16 protein-coding genes are annotated in these 20,377 nt (G+C 74.1%); 12 read left to right on the forward strand and 4 right to left on the reverse strand.

Features of this window, described 5'->3' with window-relative positions:
• Window positions 1–67 precede the first annotated feature (67 nt).
• Window positions 68–1,246 (forward strand): glycoside hydrolase family 26 protein, encoded by a 1,179-nt coding sequence (locus tag DKT69_RS10495; protein WP_236647602.1) that lies wholly within the window; start codon window positions 68–70, stop codon window positions 1,244–1,246.
• Between the two features lie 9 nt (window positions 1,247–1,255).
• On the opposite strand, the gene DKT69_RS10500 is transcribed toward DKT69_RS10495, so the two are convergent.
• Window positions 1,256–1,828 carry a TetR/AcrR family transcriptional regulator gene (locus tag DKT69_RS10500; protein ID WP_201749569.1) on the reverse strand — a complete coding sequence of 191 codons (573 nt, stop codon included), beginning with the start codon at window positions 1,826–1,828 and terminating at the stop codon, window positions 1,256–1,258.
• A 252-nt stretch (window positions 1,829–2,080) separates the two neighbouring features.
• Here DKT69_RS10500 and DKT69_RS10505 point away from each other — a divergent pair, with 252 nt between their 5' ends.
• The 9 genes from DKT69_RS10505 to DKT69_RS10545 all read left to right on the forward strand — a co-directional run bounded on the left by DKT69_RS10505 (window position 2,081) and on the right by DKT69_RS10545 (window position 11,814).
• Entirely contained in the window at window positions 2,081–3,535 is a 1,455-nt protein-coding gene (locus DKT69_RS10505; RefSeq protein WP_109801374.1) for an MFS transporter, read from the forward strand.
• A gap of 80 nt (window positions 3,536–3,615) precedes the next feature.
• On the forward strand, window positions 3,616–4,713 hold the full coding sequence (locus tag DKT69_RS10510) for a DNA glycosylase AlkZ-like family protein (RefSeq protein ID WP_109801375.1): 1,098 nt from the start codon (window positions 3,616–3,618) through the stop codon (window positions 4,711–4,713).
• Between the two features lie 72 nt (window positions 4,714–4,785).
• Entirely contained in the window at window positions 4,786–5,568 is a 783-nt protein-coding gene (locus DKT69_RS10515; RefSeq protein ID WP_375373554.1) for an FkbM family methyltransferase, read from the forward strand.
• 130 nt (window positions 5,569–5,698) lie between these two features.
• Window positions 5,699–6,280, forward strand: coding sequence for a type 1 glutamine amidotransferase domain-containing protein (locus DKT69_RS10520; RefSeq protein ID WP_109801377.1), 582 nt, complete (start codon window positions 5,699–5,701; stop codon window positions 6,278–6,280).
• A gap of 94 nt (window positions 6,281–6,374) precedes the next feature.
• Window positions 6,375–6,953: an alpha-ketoglutarate-dependent dioxygenase AlkB gene (locus DKT69_RS10525; RefSeq protein ID WP_109801410.1), complete on the forward strand. Its 579-nt coding sequence runs from the start codon at window positions 6,375–6,377 to the stop codon at window positions 6,951–6,953.
• Window positions 6,954–7,075: 122 nt separating this feature from the next.
• Window positions 7,076–7,771 carry an SDR family NAD(P)-dependent oxidoreductase gene (locus tag DKT69_RS10530; RefSeq protein WP_109801378.1) on the forward strand — a complete coding sequence of 232 codons (696 nt, stop codon included), beginning with the start codon at window positions 7,076–7,078 and terminating at the stop codon, window positions 7,769–7,771.
• On the forward strand, window positions 7,765–9,399 hold the full coding sequence (locus DKT69_RS10535) for an MFS transporter (protein ID WP_109801379.1): 1,635 nt from the start codon (window positions 7,765–7,767) through the stop codon (window positions 9,397–9,399). The genes DKT69_RS10530 and DKT69_RS10535 overlap by 7 nt, the downstream gene beginning before the upstream one ends.
• Before the next feature lie 251 nt (window positions 9,400–9,650).
• On the forward strand, window positions 9,651–10,631 hold the full coding sequence (locus DKT69_RS10540) for an SRPBCC family protein (protein ID WP_109801380.1): 981 nt from the start codon (window positions 9,651–9,653) through the stop codon (window positions 10,629–10,631).
• Window positions 10,632–10,638: 7 nt separating this feature from the next.
• A complete protein-coding gene (locus tag DKT69_RS10545) occupies window positions 10,639–11,814 on the forward strand; it encodes a zinc-dependent alcohol dehydrogenase (RefSeq protein WP_109801381.1) in 1,176 nt (391 codons plus the stop codon).
• 281 nt (window positions 11,815–12,095) lie between these two features.
• Here DKT69_RS10545 and DKT69_RS10550 read toward each other — a convergent pair whose 3' ends face one another.
• Window positions 12,096–12,974, reverse strand: coding sequence for an alpha/beta fold hydrolase (locus DKT69_RS10550; protein ID WP_201749570.1), 879 nt, complete (start codon window positions 12,972–12,974; stop codon window positions 12,096–12,098).
• Window positions 12,975–13,107: 133 nt separating this feature from the next.
• Between DKT69_RS10550 and DKT69_RS10555 the strand changes: the two genes are divergently transcribed.
• Entirely contained in the window at window positions 13,108–16,545 is a 3,438-nt protein-coding gene (locus DKT69_RS10555; RefSeq protein ID WP_109801382.1) for an ATP-binding protein, read from the forward strand.
• A 23-nt stretch (window positions 16,546–16,568) separates the two neighbouring features.
• On the opposite strand, the gene DKT69_RS10560 is transcribed toward DKT69_RS10555, so the two are convergent.
• Both DKT69_RS10560 and DKT69_RS10565 read right to left on the reverse strand, forming a co-directional pair.
• Window positions 16,569–17,999 (reverse strand): coiled-coil domain-containing protein, encoded by a 1,431-nt coding sequence (locus DKT69_RS10560; protein WP_438361825.1) that lies wholly within the window; start codon window positions 17,997–17,999, stop codon window positions 16,569–16,571.
• Window positions 18,000–18,185: 186 nt separating this feature from the next.
• Window positions 18,186–19,460: an MFS transporter gene (locus DKT69_RS10565; protein ID WP_109801412.1), complete on the reverse strand. Its 1,275-nt coding sequence runs from the start codon at window positions 19,458–19,460 to the stop codon at window positions 18,186–18,188.
• Window positions 19,461–19,581: 121 nt separating this feature from the next.
• Between DKT69_RS10565 and DKT69_RS10570 the strand changes: the two genes are divergently transcribed.
• Window positions 19,582–20,361, forward strand: coding sequence for a (Fe-S)-binding protein (locus DKT69_RS10570; protein ID WP_109801383.1), 780 nt, complete (start codon window positions 19,582–19,584; stop codon window positions 20,359–20,361).
• Window positions 20,362–20,377 lie beyond the last annotated feature (16 nt).

Here is a 20,377-nt window from a genome sequence, read left to right on the forward strand (position 1 = left end):
CTCGCGCCGACAGCGAGGAACGCCACCCGCCGAAGTCACGGGTGGCGGCTGAGGGGGTTCTGCAATGATGAGGTTGACCGTTCCGCGGCTCCTGATGGTGCTGATCGGCGCGCTGCTGCTGGCCTACGCGTTCGCCATCGCACCGATCGCCACGTCCGGGGGCCGGGAGGACGCGCCGTCCGACCGGCTTGCGAAGGCCGAGCCGGGTGCGGTGGTGACGGCCGAAGCCAATGCGGTGACAACGGCTGCACCGGGCGCCCCGCCCCCACCGGCTGAGGAATTCTTCCCGCCGGCCGGCAAGGCGTTCATCGGTGTGATGACCGAGAAGGGCCCGCACGATTTCACTGCGACGAACATGTTCACGGCCGCCGCGAGACACCGGCCGCAGGTGATGCTCTTCAGCTCGGGGTGGGCATCCGACACCTTCGACCGGACGCTCTTCGACCGGATCCGTGACCGGGACATGCTGCCGATGCTGGGCTGGGAACCATGGGACTACAAGGTGGACCAGGCGGCCCGCAAGGAGAGGCTGCCGGCCCGCGAGGTCGACAAGGTCCGGTCCAACCAACCTGCCTACCGGTTGTCCCGCATCGCACGCGGGGACTTCGACAGCTACCTGCGCAAATGGGCGGACGGGATCAAGTCGCTCGGCTACCCGGTGGCCATCCGGTTCGGGCACGAGATGAACGGCGACTGGTATCCGTGGTCCGAGGCGACCAACGCCAACCGGCCGGGCGACTACGTCAAGGCGTGGCGCCATGTCCACGACGTGTTCGGAGCCGCCGGGGTCACCAACGTGATCTGGGTGTGGAGCCCGAATGCCAGATGGAGCACGACGACCGCGAATCTCGCCGAGCTCTACCCCGGCGACGACTACGTCGACTGGGTGGGCGCCTCGGGCTACTACGGCACGGGGGTCTTCTCGAACTACCGGTCCTTCGACGAGATCTTCAAGCCCACCATCACCGAGATCCGGACCTTCACCAGGAAACCGATGGTCATCACCGAGACCGGCGCCTCCGACGGCAACGGGCGCAAGGCCGAATGGATCAAGCAGACCTTCCAGCTGCTGTCCAGACACAAGGACATCATCGGACTCATCTGGTTCGAGGTGGACAAGGAGCTGGACTGGCGCATCGGGAGCTCCCCGGCCGCGGCCAAGGCCTTCGCCGAGGCGGTCGCCGACGCTCGCTACCAGGTCACCTGGTCGCCGAAGATGCTCCCGCGTACCGAGCTCGTCGGTTAGGCAGCCGGATCAGGCTGGCGGGCGCAGGCCGTCGAGGGCGACGCCGAGCACCCGGTCACGCTGGTCCGGCTCCGGGAACTGGGCCATCGTGAGGCCGCTGACCAGCCGGACCACGTCGTCGAAGCTGATGTCGTCGCGTACCACTCCGGCGGCCTGGGCGCGACGCATCAGCGGCTCGCCCGCGGTGTAGATCTCCGTCCGGCAGCTGCGGAAGACCTCGGAGTCGTGCAGCAACTCCTCGGCCAGTGCCCGCTTCGTGGCGACGTACGCGACGAAACGCCGCAACCAGGCGACGAGGGCGTCCCACGCGGGCAGGTCGGCCAGCTCTGCGGCGGACCGGCTGAGCGCCCGGACCTCCTCGACGTAGACGGCCTCGAACAGCTCCCGCCGGCTGGGGAAGTTCCGGTAAAGGGTGCCGATGCCGACGCCGGCCCGTCGGGCCACCTCCTCCAGCGAGGCCGACGCGCCGGCCTCCGCGAACGTCTCCCGGGCCGCCCCGATCAGCGACTCGTAGTTGCGCCGGGCGTCGGCCCGTTTGGGCCGCCGTGCGAAGACGTCGGGCAGCTGCTCCGCGCTGGTCATGACGTGCGTCACCTCGCCGTAGTTGCATCCGGAGGCATGCCTCCGGTAGCTTAGCGGAGGAGCCCCTCCGGAAAGTCCGGAGCCATGCCTCCGGATAGCTTACCCCGATCCTCCCACGGATCCGGCGCAGCGGTGGCCGGCGCCGTCGACCAAGCCGCGGCACGCCGGAACCGACCACCCCGAGCCCGCCCGCGCGACGCCTGATTCGTGGTGGCCAGCCTCCTTTCCCCGTACGCAGATGGAGCTTTCTCCGTGACAGAGACCGTTCGGCGCGGCTCGCGCCGGCTCACCTTCTTCGTCCTGGCGGCCGGCGCCGGGTTCTTCGCGATGCTCCAGTCGCTGATCACCCCGGTGCTGCCGACCATCCAGCACGACCTGCACACCTCCCAGAACACCGTCACCTGGGTGCTGACCGCCTACCTGCTGTCCGCGTCGATCTTCACGCCGATCCTCGGCCGGGTCGGCGACATGGTCGGCAAGGAGCGGATGCTGGTCGTCTCCCTCGCCGCGCTCGCGCTCGGCTGCCTGCTCGCCGCCGTCGCGCCGAGCATCGGCGTGCTCATCGTCGCCCGGGTCATCCAAGGCATCGGCGGGGCCGTCTTCCCGCTCTCGTTCGGGATCATCCGCGACGAGTTCCCCGCCGCCCGGGTGGCCTCCGCCGTCGCCGCCATCTCGGCGATCGTCGCGGCCGGCGGTGGTCTGGGCGTCGTCCTCGCCGGCCCGATCGTCACCACCCTCGACTACCGGTGGCTGTTCTGGATCCCGATGGTCGTCGTCGGGTTGACCGCCCTCGCCGCGCACCTGTTCGTCCCCGAGTCGCCGCTCCGCACCCCCGGCCGGATCGACTGGCGGGCCACCGTCCTGCTCTCCGGCTGGCTGGTCGCGTTGCTGCTGCCGATCAGCAAGGGGTCGGCCTGGGGCTGGACCTCCGGCCGGGTGCTCGGCCTGCTGGCCCTCGCCGCGGTGCTGCTGGCCGGCTGGCTGGTCGCCGAGATCCGCTCCACCAACCCGCTGATCGACATGCGGATGATGCGCCTGCCCGGGGTCTGGACGACCAACCTGGTGGCCCTGCTGTACGGCGCTTCGATGTTCTCCGTCTACGCGTTCCTGCCGCAGTTCGTGCAGACCCCGATCGTCGCCGGCTACGGCTTCGGCGCCAGCATCACCCAGGCGGGCCTGCTGATGCTGCCCATGCTGGTCGGGATGTTCGTCGCCGGCATCCTCGCCGGTCGGCTGGCGTCGCGGTTCAGCGCCAAGGCGCAACTCGCCACCGGCGCCGCCTTCAACGTACTCGCCTCGGCGATGCTGACCGTCGCGCACGACACCCGCTGGGAGATCGGTGTCGCCGGTGGCCTCGTGGGCCTCGGCATCGGGCTGGCGTTCGCGTCGATGGCCAACCTGATCGTCGGGAACGTACCGGCCCGGCAGACGGGCGCCGCCACCGGCATGAACGCCAACATCCGCACCATCGGCGGCGCGATCGGCGCCGCCGTGGTCAGCGGCGTGATCACCGCCCACCCGCAGGTGAACGGCCTGCCCCGGGAGGCCGGCTTCACGATGGGCTTTCTGGTCCTCACCGGTCTCGCCCTGGCCGCCGCGCTCGCGGCCCTGGCCGTCCCGTCCCCGCGGCGCGCGGCGGCCGGCCGACGTCCGACCCCCGCGACGGAGCCGGTCGGAGAGCTGGTGACCGTACCCGCGGGGCGCTGAACCGCGGACCGGCGGGCCGGCGGACAACCCCGCCGGCCCGCCGGGTGGGTTTCGCCGCGCACGGCGGATAGCCTCACGCCGTGGAGGTCCACCGACTCGATCGCACCGAGGCGCGCCGCATCGCCGTACGCGCCCAACTGCTGGGCGCGCCGCGACCCACCGACCTCGTGACGGTGGTACGGCAGCTGACGCTCCTGCAGATCGACCCGACCGCCGCCGTCGCACCGAGTGCGGACCTGGTCGCCTGGAGCCGCCTCGGGGCGTCGTACCGCCCTGACCAGCTGCAGCGGGCCCTGGAGCAGGACCGGACGCTCTTCGAGCACAACGCGATGGTGCGGCCGGTGAGCGACCTGGGGCTCTACCTGGCGGGTGCGGCCGACTGGCCCAGCCGCGCCACCACCAGGGAGTGGCTGCGGGCCAACGACGCGTTCCGGCGCGACATCCTCGACCTGCTCGGCCGCTCCGGTCCGCTGCTGTCCCGGGACATCCCGGACACCAGCGTGGTGCCGTGGCCGTCGACGGGGTGGACCAACAACCGCAACGTCACCCAGATGCTGGAGTTCCTCATGATGCGCGGCGAGATCGCCATCGCCGGTCGCCGGGGACGCCAGCGCCTGTGGAACCTGGCCGAGCGGATCTACCCGGCCGACCTGCCGGAGCTGACGGTGGACGAGGCGCACCGGCTCCGCAACGAACGCCGGCTGCGGTCCCTCGGCATCGCGCGGGCCAGGGGGACCGCCCTACCCAACGAGCCGGCCGACGTCGGCGATGCCGGCGAACCGGCGGTCGTCGAGGGCGTCAGCGGGACGTGGCGGGTGGACCCGGAGGCGATCGGCCGACCATTCACCGGGCGCACCGCCCTGCTGTCCCCGTTCGACCGCCTGGTGCACGACCGCGTCCGGACCCTGGACCTGTTCGACTTCGAGTACACGCTGGAGATGTACAAGCCGAAGGCCAAGCGGCGCTGGGGCTATTTCGCGTTGCCGGTGCTGCACGAGGACCGGCTCGTCGGGAAGGTGGACGCCACGGCGGACCGCAAGAGCGGCGAGCTGGTCGTGCACGCGGTCCACCGGGACGTTCCCTTCACCCCGGCGATGACGGACGCGGTGCACCACGAACTCGAGGACCTGGCGTCCTGGCTGCGACTGACCCTCAGGGAGGCGGGCAGCGCTCGCTAGCCGGTGCGGGCTACGGCAGCGGTCGACCCGGAAGCGGAAGTCCGCCCGTGCGGATCGAGTTAGAGTCGGCGAGTGAGCGCCCATACCCGCTCAATTCAGGCACTCAGGGCCGATCCCGCCATGTCCTCACTTCGCCGCTCGCTGGACCACTCCTACGGCGACGCGTCCCACGGGGCCGCGCTGGACGAGTTGTACGCGCGGTTCGTGACGCCGGGCGACCTGGTCTTCGACGTCGGGTCGCACGTGGGCGACCGGATCGGCAGCTTCCGCCGCCTCGGCGCCCGGGTCGTGGCCGTGGAGCCCCAACCGCTGTGCAACCGCGCCATCCGCGCCATCTATGCCGGCGACGACCAGGTCACGCTGGTCGAGGCGGCGTGCGGGGCGTACGCCGGGAACGTCCGCCTGCACGTCAACTCCCGTAATCCCACGATCTCCACCGTCTCCGCCCACTTCCTCCAGGCGGCGAACGGCGCGGACGGTTGGGCGCACGAGGTCTGGGACGACGAGATCGACGTACGCTGCGTCACCCTCGACTCGCTGCTGAACCGGTACGGCGTACCGACCTTCGTGAAGATCGACGTCGAGGGCTTCGAGGGCGCCGTGCTGGCCGGCCTGAACCGCCCGCTGCCGGCGCTGTCCTTCGAGTTCACCACGATCGAGCGCGCGCTGGCGCGACGGTGCGTCGACCGGCTCACGTCGCTCGGCTTCGACGGCTTCGACGTCGCGCTGGGCGACGACACCTCGTTCGCCTTCGGGGAGTGGGTGTCGGCGGAGCGGATCATCGCCCACCTGCTGGCGCTGCCGTACCGGGTCAACTCCGGCGACGTGTACTGCGTGGGGAAGCGTTCCGGGTGACCCGGGGGCCACGGCATTCTTCCTGACCCGGGGTCGCCCACGGAACCGTTTGCCCGTCCCCGCGACGGGAACGCGTGCGGGACCAGCCGTGCGCCGCACGAGGGCGGCGCCGCGAAGGAGGCCGCACATCATGGGCGACAACCAGCAGCCGCTGGCCGGAAAGCGGATCGCGATCCTCGCCACCGACGGGGTCGAGGAGGTCGAGTACACCCAACCCCGGTCCGCCGCGGAGCAGGCGGGCGCGGAGGTGCATCTGGTCTCTCTGTCCGCCGGCGAGGTGCAGGCCATGAACCACGACGTCAACCCGGCCAACCGCCACCCGGTCGACCGTACGCTGGACCGGGCCAACCCGGCCGACTACGACGCCCTGGTGCTGCCCGGCGGGACGGTCAACCCGGACCGGCTCCGGATGAACCCGGCGGCGATGGACTTCGTGCGGGGGTTCTTCCAGCAGGCCAAGCCGGTGGCGGCGATCTGCCACGGCCCGTGGTCCCTGGTCGAGACCGGAATGGTCGACGGTCGGACGGTCACCTCGTACCCGAGCCTGCGCACCGACATCCGCAACGCCGGCGGGAACTGGGTCGACCAGCAGGTGCAGGTGGACAACGCCCTGGTCACCAGCCGCCGCCCCAGCGACCTGCCGGCGTTCTGCGCCAAGATGGTCGAGGAGTTCGCCGAGGGTCGACACGTGCGTCAGATGGCGACCGCCTGACCTCTGAGCGCTCCGGACCGGGCCGCGTGCCCGGTGCGGAGCGGGCCCGGCGATGCCGCCACGCCACCGGCCGGTCGGCGCTACCGTCGGCCTGATGGGGCGGATGCGGGGCACCCACGAGCGACCGGCGGGGCTGACCTACCAGCCCGAGCTGGTGAGCTGCGACGAGGAGCGGTCGTTGCTGACCGCGCTGGCCGCGTACGACTTCCTCGAGGTCCGGATGCACGGGCAGATCGCCCGGCGTACGGTCCGGCGCTTCGGTTTCGACTACGACTACGGCTCCTTCCAGCTCACCGAGACGGAGGCGTTGCCGGTGGAGCTGCGGGAGGTCCGCGAGCGGTGCGCCGGGCTCGCCGGCGTGCCGGCGGCCACGCTCGCGCAGGCCCTGGTCACCCGCTATCCGCCCGGCTCGGTCATCGGCTGGCACCGCGACGCGCCGGCGTTCGGGCCGACCGTGGTCGGGCTCTCCCTGGGCTCCGCCTGCCTGTTGCGCTTCCAGCGCGGCCGGGCCGAGGAGCGCCGGGTGTACGAGGTGGAGCTGGCGCCTCGCTCGGCGTACGTGCTCGCCGGGGCGGCGCGGTCGGCCTGGCAGCACAACATCCCGCCGGTGCCGGAGCTGCGCTACTCGATCACCTTCCGACAGCTGCGGACATCCCTGGCCGGACGCGGCTGACCGGGACCAGTACCGGTGGCTTCGCCCGCGATCCGACCCGGGCGTGCCGCCCCGACGCCCGACGTGTGGATGCTCCGACAGCGGGAAGGCCAGGGCCGTTGGCAGCCGGCAGCGGGAGGGACATGGGCGCCAGAACCTTCGTGGTGATCGGTGGCACCAGCGGTCTCGGTCTGGCGGTGGCCCGCCTGCTCGTCGACGAACACCGGGTCGCCGTCCTCGGTGACGTGCCTGACGAGGTCGCCGCGGTCGCCGACGAGCTGGGCTGCGCCGGGCGGATCTGCGACGTCTCCTCCTACGAGCAGGTCCGGGACGCGTTCGCCGAGGTGGTCGACCGGTACGACGTGATCGACGGGGTGGCGGCGTGCGCCTCGATGTGGGCGGGCGGTGACCTGGCGGACCTCTCCCCGCAGCGGATCCGGCGGGCCGTGGAGATCAACGCCCTGGGCACCACGTACGTGTTCAAGGAGGCGCTGCACCACCTGCGCCGGCAGGGTCACGGCAACCTGGTGTACATCGGGGCGCTGGCCGTGACGAAGCCCCGGCCGGGCATCCCGATCTACCGGGCCACCAAGAGCTACGGCAGCAGTCTGGTCGAGTCGCTGGCCGAGGCCCAGCACAGCAACCGGATCAAGGTGATGGAGCTGCATCCCGGGCCGATGCCGACGCGGTTGCAGGAACGGGTCGGCGACGAGTTCCTCGACAAGATCTACGCGCTGCCGGAGCAGGTCGCCGCCGAGGTCGTACGGCTGCTGCTGCTCGCCCCCGACGACCTGTACGTCTCCGGCGAACTCGTGCTCCGCGCGGACGGGCGATGGTGACACCCGGAGGCGCCACGGCCGAGGTCACCGTCTCGGCGTGGGCGCCGTTGCGCACCGCCGTCTACCGCAGCCTGTGGCTGGCCCTGCTCGCCGCGAACATCGGCACCTGGATGCAGACGGTCGGCGCCCAGTGGCTGTTGATCCACCAGTCGAACGCCTCCACCCTGGTCGCCCTGGTGCAGACCGCCAGCCTGCTGCCGACGCTGCTGCTGGCCCTGCCGGCGGGCGCCCTCGCGGACACCTTCGACCGACGGCACCTGCTGATCTCGGTGCAGCTGTTCCTGGTGGTGGTCGCCGCGGCGCTGACACTGCTCACCGCGACCGGCCGGATGCCGCCGGCGCTGCTGCTCACCCTCACCTTCGCCTTCGGCGTGGGACAGGCGCTGACCCTGCCGGCCTGGGCGGCGGTGATCCCGGAGCTGGTGCCCCGGGACCAGCTCCGGTCGGCCTCGGCGCTGGGCTCGATCAGCGTCAACGTGGCCCGGGCCGTCGGGCCGGCCGCCGCCGGCGTGCTGATCGCCCGCATCGGGGTGGCCCCGGTCTTCGCCCTCAACGCGGTGGCGTTCCTGGTCTTCGCGCTGGCGCTGTTCCGGTGGCGGCCCGGCGACGCCCGCGCCGTCGAGGTGCCCGAGCGGTTCACCGCCGCGCTGCGGGCCGGCGGCCGGTACGTGCGGCACTCGCCGATCGTGCGCCGGCTGCTGCGCCGCGCGCTGGTGTTCGTGATCCCGGCGAGCGCGCTGTGGGCGCTGCTGCCGCTGGTGGCGGCCCGCCGGCTGCACATGAACTCCAGCGGGTACGGCCTGCTGCTGGCCGCGCTCGGGGTGGGCGCCATCATCGGTGGGCTGCTGCTGCCGAGGATCCGGACCTGGATGTCGGCCAACCAGTTCCTGCTGGTGGCCGGGGCGACCTACGGCGGCACGCTGATCGTGGTGGCGTCGGTGCGGATCGTCCCGGTGGTGCTGCTCGCCCTGCTGCCGGCCGGGGTGGCCTGGGTGACCGTCCTCGCCAACGTCAACGCCGAGATCCAGCTCTTCCTGCCCGGCTGGGTACGCGCCCGCGGCCTGGCCGTGTACCAGATCGTGCAGGGCGGTGGGCAGGCCGTCGGCGCGTTCGCCTGGGGTGTGGTGGCGGACGCCGCCGGGCTGGCCGCCGCGTTCCTCGTGGCGGCCGCGCTGATGCTGATCGGCGCGGTGACGTCGCAGATCTGGCCGCTGCCCGACCTGCGCGGGCTGAACAAGGACCCGACCACCTACCGGCCGCCCCTGGAACTGGCCCTCGAACCGGATCCCCGGGTGGGGCCGGTGCTGGTGGTGGTCACCTACACCGTCCGGCCCGGTCGGGAGGCCGAGTTCCTGGATGCGATGGACCACGTCCGCGGGTTCCGGCAGCGTACCGGGGCGATGCGGTGGGGACTCTTCCGCGAGGGCGAGAGCCCGGCCCAGTTCGCGGAGGTCTACCTGGTGCCGTCCTGGGATGAGCACCTGCGCCAGCACGGGGGTCGGCTGACGACCGCCGACCGCGAGGCCGAGGAACGGGCCAAGGAACTCGCCGAGGGCGAGCCGGAGGTGCGGCACCTGCTGCCGGCCGCCGCCGGCCTGGCGCTGGCCGACGACGGTGACCTGGCGTGAGCCCGTCCGGCCGGTGTGTCGTCCGACGGCGAGCCACCGGCTCCGGCGGCTCGTCCGGCGAGCGTGATCGCGCGCATTTCGGGAATGAGCGGCCACGGCGAGCGAGGGGGAGATCGCGCCCGGCACCGCAACGGGCGGTCGCCCGTTGCCACCGGGCGCGACGAGCCGCGGGCGGACCCCGTCGACGGGCGGGTGTGGTGCGCCGGTCCACCCGCCGATGAAGCAACCCATGGGGGAATGGAGTGAGCAGGATGGCTCGAAAGAGCACGATCGGGGTGCGGTCGGTGACCGACGCCCTGGGCATCGAACGGGCAAGTCGGGACCGCCCGTCCGAGGGCCTGGCCCGGTTCCTGGGCTGGTTCAGCCTCGGGCTGGGCGCCGCCGCCCTCGGCGCGCGATCGCGCGTCAGCCGACTGTCCGGCATCGACGACTCCCGGACCGCGCAGACCGTGCTGCGGATCGCCGGGGTGCGGGAACTGGGCCACGCCGCGGCGCTGCTCGTCCCCCGCCGAGCCGGGTGGGGGGCGTGGACCCGGGTGGCCGGCGACGCGATGGACCTCGCCGCCTGCGGACGGGCGCTGCAGCGGCGGCGCGGGGAACGGCGACGGCGGCTGACGTACACCACCCTGGCGGTCGCCGGGATCACCGCGGTCGACCTCTACACCGCCGTACGCGTCGCCCGGCGCCGGCGCGCGGACGGCAACGAGGTACACGCTGCGGTGACGGTCAACCGGAACATCGAGGACGTCTACCGGTTCTGGCACGACTTCGAGAACCTGCCGCGCTTCATGTACCACCTGCGGTCGGTGCGGATGACGGGCGACCGGCGGTCGCGGTGGATCGCGAGGGCGCCGGCCGGCAAGAGCGTGGAGTGGGACGCCGAGATCGTCGACGACCGCCCGAACGCGCTGATCAGTTGGCGCTCGGTGGCGGGCGCACGGGTGCCCAACTCCGGCACCGTCCGGTTCATGCGCGCCGCCGGTGGGCGGGGCACGGAGGTGCGCGTCCAGATCAGTTACCGGGCGCCGGGCGGGATGCTCGGGGCGAAGGTCGCCAAGCTCTTCGGTGAGGACCCCCAGCAGCAGGTCTGCGACGACCTGCGGCGGTTCAAGCAGGTGATCGAGACGGGCGAGATCGTCCGCTCCGACGCCAGCCCGAACGGCAGCAGCGTCCAGCAACAGGCAAACCAGCGCCCGGCGCGACCGGTGGCGATGCGTGGAGCGGAGTGGTGAGGAACCGATGCTAGCCAACTGCTGGATCGCGCCGAACAGCCTGGCCGTCGAGGACGTCCCCGACCCGCAGATCCGGAACCCGCGGGACGCCATCCTGCGGATCACCTCGTCGGCGATCTGCGGATCCGACCTGCACCTGCTGGACGGATTCATCCCGGCGATGAGGAAGGGCGACATCCTCGGGCACGAGTTCATGGGCGAGATCGTCGAGCTCGGCCAGGGCGTACGGGACGGGCTGAGCGTCGGTGACCGGGTGGTGGTGGGCTTCCCGATCGCCTGCGGTGACTGCATCTCCTGCCAGCGCGGTCTCTACTCGGTCTGCGAGAACTCCAATCCCAACGCGGCGATCGCGGAGACGGCGATGGGCCACTCGCCGGCCGGCATCTTCGGCTACTCCCACCTGCTCGGCGGCTATGCCGGGGGACAGGCGCAGTACGTCCGGGTGCCCTTCGCCGACGTGGGCGCCCTCAAGATCGAGGACGACCTGCCCGACGAGAAGGTGCTGTTCCTGTCGGACGTGCTGCCGACCGGCTACATGGCCGCCGAGATGTGCGACATCGAGCGTGGCGACATCATCGCCATCTGGGGCGCCGGGCCGGTCGGGCAGTTCGCCGCCGCCAGCGCGTTCCTGCTCGGCGCCGAGCGGGTCATCGTCATCGACCGGTACCCGTACCGGCTGCGGATGGTGCGGGAGAACACCGGCGCGGAGACCATCAACTACGAGGAGTCCGACGTCCTGGACGCGCTCCGCGAGATGACCGCCGGACGCGGGCCGGACGGTTGCATCGACGCGGTCGGCATGGAGGGGCACCACGCCTCCGCGGCGCTGCACGCGTACGACCGGGCGAAGCAGGCGGCGAAGGTGGAGACGGACCGGCCGCACGCGCTGCGGGAAGCCGTGCTGGCCTGCCGCAACGGCGGCACCATCTCGGCGGTCGGCGCGTACGGCGGCTTCATCGACAAGTTCCCGATGGGCTCGTTCATGAACCGGTCGCTGACCATGCGGTCCGGGCAGGCTCACGTGCAGCGCTACATGCGGCCGCTGCTGGAACGGATCCGCAAGGGCGAGATCGACCCGAGCTTCATCATCACCCACACCATGCGGCTCGACGACACGCCCCACGGCTACGACATCTTCAAGAACAAGCAGGAGGAGTGCGTCAAGGTCGTGCTCAAGCCGTAGCGGAACCATCCACACCGTCGCGCCGGGCAGCGGGCCCGGCGCGACGGCGTGCCGCGCCCAGCCGCACGGCCCGGCGTTTCCGGCAACCCCCCCGGCCGCCGGCAGCCTGCTGGAGGTGGTCGGCCGGGTGATCGCGGTGACCTGCTGCCTCGGCACCATGTGGCAGGTCTTCCGGCGCGACGGCGGGCCGCACCGGGTCACGCCTGAGGGAGCGCGCGGAGCGCAGGTCGGCGTGGCGGCCGGGGAGCGGCTGCGCCCTGGGATCCCCGGGCGCCGACACCTCACCGGTCCAACAGCGCGCGCAGCGCCTTCACCACCTCGGCGGGCGCCTCCTCGGCCATGAAATGGCCATAGCTGACCGGCACGTGCACCAGGTCGGGCGCCCACGCCCGCCACCTGGCGGCGGCGTCGAAGCCCAGCGCCGCGCCCCAGTCCTGCTGGAGCACGGTCACCGGCATGCGGAGCCGGTTACCGGCCGCGTGGTCGGCCCGGTCGTGCTCGACGTCGATCCCGGCCGACGCCCGGTAGTCCGCGACGATGGAGACGACCGCCTCCCGGGAGGCCCGCAGGTAGGCGGCCCGCACGTCGGCCGGGATCGCCTCCGGGTCGCCCGCCCAGACGTCCAGGAAGTGGCCGAAGAAGGCGTCCGGGCTGGCCGCGATCAACCGCTCCGGCAGGCCGGGCGGCTGCGCCATCAGGTAGAGGTGGAACCCGACGGCGGCGCTGGTGCCGTGCAGCACGTCCCACATGTCGAGGGTGGGCAGCACGTCGAGCGAGGCGAGATGGGTGACCGCGCCGGGGTGGTCCAGGCCGGCGCGGACCGCGACCAGGGCGCCGCGGTCGTGCCCGGCCAGGGCGAACCGGTCGTGCCCCAGCTCGCGGGCCAGCGCGACGACGTCGGCGGCCATGGTGCGCTTCGCGTACGCCGTGCCGTCGGTGTCCGCGGGCTTGTCGCTGGCGCCGTAGCCGCGCAGGTCGGGGCAGATGACGGTGTGGTCGGCGGCGAGGTCGGCGGCGACGTGCCGCCACATGAGGTGGGTCTGCGGGAAGCCGTGCAGCAGCACGATCGGGCTGCCGGAGCCGCCGACGGCGGTGTTCAGGGTCACGCCGTCGGCGACGGTGACGCGTCGGTAGTCGAACCCACTGATCCTGGGATCCACGGAATGCCTCTCTGTTCGGATGTCCGGTACGCGCCGAGCCTGCCCGGGGCGGATCAGCGGCGGATCAGCGTCCGATGAGTGGCCCGGCCGGCGCGCCGGTGCGGCGACCCCTGCGGTGCCTAGAGTGGGCGACATGACCAGCCAGACCTCGGTGCGGTTCGGCGTGCTGGGGCCGGTGGAGGCGGTCGGCGAGCGCGGCCCCGTACCGCTGAAGGGGACCCGGCAGCGCGCCGTGCTGGCCCGGCTGCTGGTCGCCCGGGGACGGTTGGTGCCGGTCGATCGGCTCGTCGGCGACCTGTGGGCCGAGCCGCCGGAGGGCGCGGTGGCCGCCATCCGCACCTTCGTCGCCGACCTGCGCCGCGCCCTGGAGCCCGACCGGCCGCCGCGGCAGCCGGCCCGGCTGCTGGTCACCACCCCGCCGGGGTACGCGCTGGCCGCCGCGTCCGACGCCGTCGACGCCTGGCGGTTCGAGACGGCGGTCGCCGGCGCGGGCGCGCTGCTGGCGGCGGGACGCCCCGGACCGGCCCTCGCCGGCCTGGACGCGGCGCTCGCCCTGTGGCGAGGGCCGGCGTACGCGGAGTTCGCGGACCAGGGCTGGGCCCGGGGAGAGATCAACCGGCTCGACGAACTGCGGATGCTGGCCGTGGAGCGGCGGGCCGAGGCGCTGCTGGCGCTGGGCCGGGCCGCCGAGGCCGCCTCCGACCTGCGCGCCCACACGACTGCCCAACCGCTGCGGGAGGACGCCTGGCACCTGCTGGCCGTTGCCCTCTACCGTGCCGGCCGGCAGGGCGACGCGCTGGCCGCGCTGCGCCGGGCCCGGGAGACGCTGGTGGGGGAGCTGGGATTGGACCCGGGCCCGCGGCTGCGACAGCTCGAGGCCGACATCCTCGCCCAGGCGCCGCACCTGCGCCCGACGCCGGTCACCGGGCCCGTGCCAGGCGAGCCGCCGACGCTCGCGCCCGCCGGCGCTGCGGTCTCGACGCCCGCCGGCGCTGCGGTGTCGACGCCCGCCGGCGGTGCGCTGCCGGCCGCCGGCGCTGCGGTGCCGACGCCTGCCGGCGGCGAGCCGTCGGTGCCGGTGTCCGGTGAGCGGCGCCCGTTCGTCGGGCGCGGCGCGGAGCTGGCCGGCCTGGTACGAGCGGCCGACGAGGTGGCCCGGCGCGGCCGGCCGGGCCTCGCTCTGGTCTCCGCCGAGGCGGGCGGCGGGAAGACCGCGCTCGCCGAGGCGCTCACCGAGCGGTTGGCCGCCGCCGGCTGGAGCACGGCCTGGGGCCGCAGCCCCGAGTACGACGGCGCGCCGGTCGCCTGGCCCTGGGCGCAGGTCACCGCAGCGCTGACCGCCGGCTCATCGCCGCCCGATCCCGGCTCGCCGGCGACCGCAGCGGACGCCGGATCCGGCCCGGACGCGCCGACGGGCGCGACCGGTGGACCGTCCCCCGCCGGGGACGCCGCAGCGGCGGCGGACCCCGCCGTGGACCGGTTCCGGCTGCACCGGGCCGCCGCGACCCGACTTGCGGCGGCGGCCGGCCGGCGGCCGGTGCTCGTGGTCCTGGACGACCTGCACCGGGCCGACGCGGACACCCTCGACCTGCTGACCGCCCTGCTCGCCGGGCCGGAGCCGGTCACCGGGCCGGTGTTCGTCGTCGGCACGTTCCGCGCCACCGAGATCTCCCCGGGGCTGACCGCGACCCTGGCCCGGCTCGCCCGGACCGAACCCGTCCGGGTCTATCTCGGCGGCCTGTCGGAGGCGGCGACCGGGGAGGTCGCGGGCGCCGTCGTCGGGCGGGAGCTGGAACCGTCGACCGTGCGGCTGCTCCACCGGCGCAGCGGCGGCAACCCGTTCTTCGTCCGGGAGCTGGCGAGGCTGCTCGCGGCCGAGGGCGACGCGGCCCTGGCGGCGGTCCCGGCCGGCGTGCGGGACGTCATCCGGCACCGCCTGGGGCAGCTGCCGGAGGCCACCCGGACCGTGCTGCGGCAGGCCGCGGTGATCGGCCGGGACGTCGACCCGGAGGTGCTCGCCGCAGTCGCCGGCGAGGACGCCATGCTCGACGCGCTGGACCGGGCCGGGCCGGCCGGCTTCCTGACCGGGCCGGGCACCCGGTTCACCCACATCCTGGTCCGCGACACCCTCTACGGGGACCTGTCCGCGCCGCGCCGGGCCCGCTGGCACACCGAGGTCGGGGAGGCGATCGAACGGCTGCGCCCGGACGACGTCGCCGCGCTGGCGCACCACTTCACCCAGGCCGGCGGCCGAGCCACCGCCCCGCGCGCCGCCCGCTACGCCACAGCCGCCGCCGAACGGGCCGAACGGCGCCGCAACCCGCACGAGGCGGCCCGCCTCTGGCAGCAGGCGGTCGCCGCCCACGACCGGGCGGGTGGGCAGGACGTACGCGGGCGGCTGGGCGCGGTGATGGGGCTGGGCCGGGCGCTGGCCGTGACCGGACACCTGGCGCAGACCCGCCGGCTTCGGGCCGAGGCCGTCGCCTCCGTCGAGCGAATCGACGATCCGGTGCTGACCGGGACCGTGCTGGCGGCCTTCGACGTCCCGGCCGTCTGGACCCGCAACGACGACGAGGACCTCTCCCGCCGGGTCGTCGAGGCCGCCGAACGCACCCTGGCGGTGCTCCCCGCCGAGCAGGCGGAACAGCGCAGCCGGCTGTTGAGCACCCTGGCCCTGGAGCTGCGCGGCACCACCACCGACCGTGGCCGCCGGGCGGCCGCAGAGGCGGAGGCGATCGCCCGGCGACTCGGCGACCCGGCGCTGCTGGCCTTCGCCCTCAACGCCCGCTTCATGCACACCTTCCGGCGGACCGGCCTCGCTCCCGAACGTGCCCGTCTCGGCGCGGAGCTGGTCGACCTGGCCGCCCCGCACCAGCTGGTGACCTTCGAGGTGCTCGGGCACCTCATCGGCCTGCAGGCGCGGTGCGGGCTCGGCGACCTGGCCGCCGCCGACGCCCACGCCCGCGCCGCCGACCGGCTGGCCGAGCGGTACGAGCTACCGCTCGTCGGCGTCTTCACCCGGTGGTACGCCGCCCTGCGGCCGGCCGTCGACGGGGACCGCGCGGCGGCGGAGGTCGCGTACCGGGCCGCCGAGGCTCGGCTCGCCGGCAGCGGGATACCGGGCATGGCTCACGGGCTGCTGCCCCTCGCCCTGCTCGGGCTGCGGCTGTCCACCAAGGACGACGAGCGCCCCCTGCTCACGGCGGGCGCCGACTGGGGGCCGTACGAGCCGTGGGTGCGCCCGCTGGTCCGGCTCGCCGCCGGCCGCCCCGCCGAGGCCGCCGCCGCGCTGCGGGCCCTGCCGGAGACGCCGCACGACCTGCTGTCCGAGGCGCGCCTGTGCCTGGCCGCCCGCGCCGCGCTCGCCCTCGACGACCGGCCCCGGATCGCGCGCCTGTACCCCGAACTGCTGCCCGCCGCCGACGAACTGGCCGGGGCGGGCAGCGGGGCGCTCACCCTCGGCCCGGTGGCCCGTTACCTCGGCGAGCTGGCCACGGCGCTGGGCCGCCCCGACGAGGCGGCGGCCCACCAGCGGACGGCACGGCGCTTCCGGGTACCGGAAGTTCGCTAGCGCCGCGACCGGAACGCGCGGGCTCAGGCGGTGGCCGGGACCTCCGCGCCGGGCTGCGCGGCCGGCTCCTCGCCGGTCCGCCCGGCGGGCGTCCCCTCGGCGGGCGTCCGCACCGCGAAGGCGTCGAAGGGCTCCCGCGGCGCGGGGACCCGCTCGACGGGGGCCGGCTGGGCGGAGACCGGCTGGGCGGGGGACGCCTCGGCGGCCGCGCGGGCGCCCACCTGCGGGTACTCGGCGGTCTCCCCGCCGCCCGCGGCGGCCGCCATCACCGCGGCGGCGGCCAGGTCGGCCACCCGCTTCGCCTCGCGCTGCACCCGGGCGCGTACCTCCTTGGCGTGCTGCTCGGCGAGGTCGGCGGCCCGGCGGGCGTCCTCCAGCCGCTTCGTCTCGGTGGTCAGGTCGCGGCGGACCTCCACCAGGCGCTCCTCCAGCTCGGCGCCCTCCTGCTCGATGCTGGCGATCTCCTGCCGGGACCGGTCGAGCTGCTGGCCGGCGGTCTCCAGCTCGGCCTGGAGCTGGGCCAGCGCCTCCTGCCGCTGCTGGAGCTCCTGCTGCACGGTGGAGAGCTGCTCCTGGTGCGCGCTCGTCTGCTCGTCGGCGCGTTCCCGGACCTCGGTGGCGTACTGCTGGGCCTCGGCGACGAGCGCGGCGATGTCCCGCTCGGCCGCGGTGGCCCGGTCGGCCAGCTCCTGCTCGGCCGCGGCCCGCCGCTCCTCCAGCTCCCGGGCCATGTTGGCCTGCCACTGGGCCAGCTCCTGCTGGGCCTTGCTGCGGTTCGCCTGCACCTCCTGCTGGATCTGCGTCCGCGCCGCCTTCACCAGCGCCTCGGAGGCGGAGCGGGCCTGCTCGACCTGCTGGTTGCTCTGCTCGGCGATCCGCTTCGCCTCCTGCTGAGCCCGCTCGTGGGCGGCCTGACCCTCGGTCCGCAGCTTCTCCGCCAGCTCGCGGGTGGCGGTGAGTTCGGCCTGCGCGGCGGCCCGCCGCTCCTCGTGCGCCTGCTCCTGCTCGGCGCGCCGGGCGTCCAACTCCTCGTCCAGCTCGCGCAGCTCCCGGGCGGCCTGCTCCCGCGCCGCGGTGAGGGCCTTCTCCGCCTGGGCGTGGAGCTCGGCGGCCCGCTTCGCGGCGGTCTCGCTGATCGCCCCGGCCTGCTTCTCGGCCAGGTCGAGGATCTGCTCGACCATCGGTCCCAGGTCACTGAACGAGGCCCGGTCCACCTGCGCCGGTCGCTGCCGCAGCTCCGCCGCCTCGGTCTGCGCCCGCTGCAACTGCACGGTCAGCTCCTGGACCTGGCGGTACGCCCGGTCCCGGTCGGCGGTCAGCGTGGACACCTCGCCGTCCAGCCGCTTGACGTACCGGTCCACCTGCCGCTTGTCGTAGCCGCGCAGCGCGAGTTCGAAGCTCGGCCGGGCCGACGCGTCCTCGTGTGGTGCGAACGGTTCCTCGCCGTTGGACATTGCGCCATCCTCCGTCGGTTCGCCAGCGCCAGGCCGGCGGATGACCGCCCCGCAGGGCATGATGAGGCGCAACGGTACCGCCACCCCGGAACGGCCCGGCGGCGTGCCCCACCACCGTCCCGGTGGGATGCCGTGACCGTTCGGCCGGATCCCGCTCTCGGCCGGCCGGTGCGGTCCCGGAAGCGGTCAGCCCGGCACCGGCCGGAGCTCCCGCTCGTCCGCCACCGGCGCCGATCCCGCCCGGCGAATCGGGCCGCAGCACCCGCCGACGGCCACCAGCAGGCAGCCCGCTCCCGCCACCAGACAGACCGGAGCGGCCCCGTACCGGCCGGCCGCCCAGGTCAGCAGGGCAGCGCCGGCCGGCCCCAGCGAGAAGTGCGTGCTCCAGAACGCGGAGGTGACCCGGCCCAGCAGGTGATCGGGCGTGATCTCCTGGCGCAGCGACATCGAGCAGATGCCACCCACGCTGACGCAGCAGAGGTGGACCGCGGCCGCCGCGATGAGGGCGGGGACGGTGCCGGCCAGCCCGATTCCGGCGACGGCGACGCCGCAGACGCCGGTCGCGCCGATCCAGGTGACGCCGAAGCCGAGCCGACGGCGCAGCGGGGCCACCAGCAGCGCCCCGGCGACCGTGCCGAGGGTGGCCAGGCCGAGCACCGTGCCGACGGTCCGGTCCGAGCCGCCCAGGTCGTGCTTGACGTGGTAGATCAGCACGTCGGTCAGGCCGAACGTCAGGAAGATGAAGACCGACAGCAGCGCGGTCAGCGACCGCAGCACCGGCTGTCGCCAGAGGAACCGCGCGCCGGCCAGGAACTCGGCCAGCGGTCGCTCGCGGGGCGGGGCGGCCGCGTCCGGGTCCGGCCGGCGGAGGCGGACCAGCCGGAGGCCGACGGCGGAGAGCGCGAAGCTGGCCGCGTTCACGCCGATCGCCGCGGTGGGACCGAACCGGGCCGACACGAGGCCGGCCAGCAGCGGCCCGACCGCGGCGGCCGCGGCGTACGTCGCGTGCAGCCGCCCGTTGGCCTCCGTGATCCGCTCCCGGTCGACCAGGTTGCGCACCGCGGTCACCGAGGCGACCTGACAGACCATGCCGACCGCCTCGCAGACCGGCAGCACCGCGAAGAGCAGCCACACCTGTGGGCCGGCGAGCCAGGCCAGCGGGATCAGTCCGTAGAGCACCAGCCGGACCAGGTCACCGACGATCATCAGGGTGCGCCGGTCGAACCGGTCGACGAGCACCCCGCCGAACACGCCCGCACCCACCGACGCGACCCCGGCCACCGCGGTGAGCAGGCCCATCCGGGCCACCGAGCCGGTCGCGTGCAGCATCAGCAGCGGCACCGCCAGGTAGGCGAAGGAGTCCCCGGCCGCGGAGACCGCCTGCGCGATCCAGTAGGTGACGAAGGAGCGGTCCCGCGCCAGGGAAGGCCGGGCCGGGCCGGGACCGCGGCGCGGGCTCACCACCCGAGGCTATCCGCCGCGCCGCAACCGGTGGCGCCCGCCGGGTCGTTGAGGGACACTCGACGGATCGCGTACGCCGCCGCGCGACGGGCCACCGGGACGCGACCTGGAAGGGCTGGACATGCGGATCGCCCTGTTCGTCACCTGCCTGGCCGACACCCTCTTCCCCGAGGCGGCCAGGGCGACGGTACGGCTGCTGGAACGCCTCGGTCACCAGGTGGCCTTCCCCGAGGAGCAGACCTGCTGCGGGCAGATGCACGTCAACACCGGCTACCCGGACGACGCGCTGCGGCTGGTGCGCCGGCACGTGCGGGCCTTCGCCCCGTACGACGTGGTGGTCGCCCCGTCCGGCTCGTGTGTCGGCTCGGTGCGGCACCAGCACGCGATGGTGGCCCGCCGGGCCGGCGACGAGCGGCTGGCCGGCCGGGCCGAGGAGGTCGCCCGGCACACGTACGAGCTGTCGGAGCTGCTCGTCGACGTGCTCGGGGTGACCGACGTGGGGGCGTACTACCCGCACCGGGTGACCTACCACCCGACCTGCCACTCGCTGCGGATGCTCCGGGTGGGGGACCGGCCGCTGCGGCTGCTGCGCGAGGTCCGCGGCCTCGACCTGGTGGAGCTGCCGCAGGCCGAGCAGTGCTGCGGCTTCGGTGGCACCTTCGCCGTGAAGAACGCGGACACCTCCACGGCGATGCTGGCCGACAAGATGCGCCACGTGCTGGCCACCCGGGCCGACGTCTGCACCGCCGGGGACGCCTCCTGCCTGATGCACATCGGCGGCGGGCTGTCCCGGCTGCGCGCCGGCGTCCGAACCGTGCACCTGGCCGAGATCCTGGCCAGCACGGAGGCGGGCCGCTCCGGCGACCCGACCGGCCGGACTACCGAGGGGGTGGCCCGGTGAGGGCGACGGACCGGGA

Source organism: Micromonospora sicca (assembly GCF_003172935.1).
GTDB lineage: Bacteria > Actinomycetota > Actinomycetes > Mycobacteriales > Micromonosporaceae > Micromonospora > Micromonospora sicca.

Excerpts from the sequence above, each read along its gene's own strand:
- DKT69_RS10495 (WP_236647602.1), top strand. The coding sequence starts at position 68 with ATGAGGTTGACCGTTCCGCGGCTCCTGATGGTGCTGATCGGCGCGCTG.
- DKT69_RS10500 (WP_201749569.1), bottom strand. The coding sequence starts at position 1,828 with ATGACCAGCGCGGAGCAGCTGCCCGACGTCTTCGCACGGCGGCCCAAA.
- DKT69_RS10520 (WP_109801377.1), top strand. The coding sequence starts at position 5,699 with ATGGGCGACAACCAGCAGCCGCTGGCCGGAAAGCGGATCGCGATCCTC.
- DKT69_RS10525 (WP_109801410.1), top strand. The coding sequence starts at position 6,375 with ATGGGGCGGATGCGGGGCACCCACGAGCGACCGGCGGGGCTGACCTAC.
- DKT69_RS10530 (WP_109801378.1), top strand. The coding sequence starts at position 7,076 with ATGGGCGCCAGAACCTTCGTGGTGATCGGTGGCACCAGCGGTCTCGGT.
- DKT69_RS10535 (WP_109801379.1), top strand. The coding sequence starts at position 7,765 with ATGGTGACACCCGGAGGCGCCACGGCCGAGGTCACCGTCTCGGCGTGG.
- DKT69_RS10540 (WP_109801380.1), top strand. The coding sequence starts at position 9,651 with ATGGCTCGAAAGAGCACGATCGGGGTGCGGTCGGTGACCGACGCCCTG.
- DKT69_RS10545 (WP_109801381.1), top strand. The coding sequence starts at position 10,639 with ATGCTAGCCAACTGCTGGATCGCGCCGAACAGCCTGGCCGTCGAGGAC.
- DKT69_RS10555 (WP_109801382.1), top strand. The coding sequence starts at position 13,108 with ATGACCAGCCAGACCTCGGTGCGGTTCGGCGTGCTGGGGCCGGTGGAG.
- DKT69_RS10560 (WP_438361825.1), bottom strand. The coding sequence starts at position 17,999 with ATGTCCAACGGCGAGGAACCGTTCGCACCACACGAGGACGCGTCGGCC.
- DKT69_RS10570 (WP_109801383.1), top strand. The coding sequence starts at position 19,582 with ATGCGGATCGCCCTGTTCGTCACCTGCCTGGCCGACACCCTCTTCCCC.